Here is a 670-nt window from a genome sequence, read left to right as displayed (position 1 = left end):
AGCTATTTTAGCAGAGCGGAATTCCTACAGCAAGACCGATGAAGATGCTACTTTCATGAGAATGAAGGACGATCACATGATGAATGGACAGCTCAAACCGGCTTATAATGCACAGATTTCCACAGAGAATCAAATCATCGTCAATTATACCATCCATCAGCAAACCAATGATATCAATACTTTGGAGCGTCATTTGGAAAATTTTGAGAAATTGTTTGGTAAAAAAAGAATGGAAGAGTTGGAAGAACTCACTGCTGATGCGGGGTACGGAAGCGAGCAGAACTACGAATTATTGGAACAGAACAATATTACACCATTTGTAAAATACAATACTTTCGACAAAGAGCAGAATGCCCGTTATCAGGCGAAACACAAGATTTTCAGCAAAGAAAATCTGCATTACAACGGGGAAGACGATTTTTACGTTTGTCCGATGGGACAAAAGATGGAAAAAACGCACGAAAGCACGCGCAAAACCAAGACCGGTTATCCTCAAAAGCTCTCCCATTATCAGGCTAAAAACTGTGATGGATGCCCAATTAGAGGCGTTTGCCACAGTTCCAAAGAAAACCGAAGCATCGAACAGAACCATCATTTGGAAGATTACAAAGAGAAAATACGAAAACTTTTAAACAGTGAAAAAGGCATTAAAAAAAGAAAACAACGCTCG

General features: G+C 39.6%; 1 protein-coding gene. It reads left to right on the top strand.

The window, feature by feature from the left end:
- Positions 1-670: transposase (locus tag N5D03_RS14945; protein ID WP_280052129.1), on the top strand; the 670-nt coding region annotated here is incomplete at both ends.

This window comes from Empedobacter sp. GD03861 (genome assembly GCF_029840885.1).
GTDB lineage: Bacteria > Bacteroidota > Bacteroidia > Flavobacteriales > Weeksellaceae > Empedobacter > Empedobacter falsenii_B.
The sequence above is the reverse complement of the archived record's forward strand: the minus strand, read 5'-3'. Positions and strand labels throughout refer to the sequence as shown.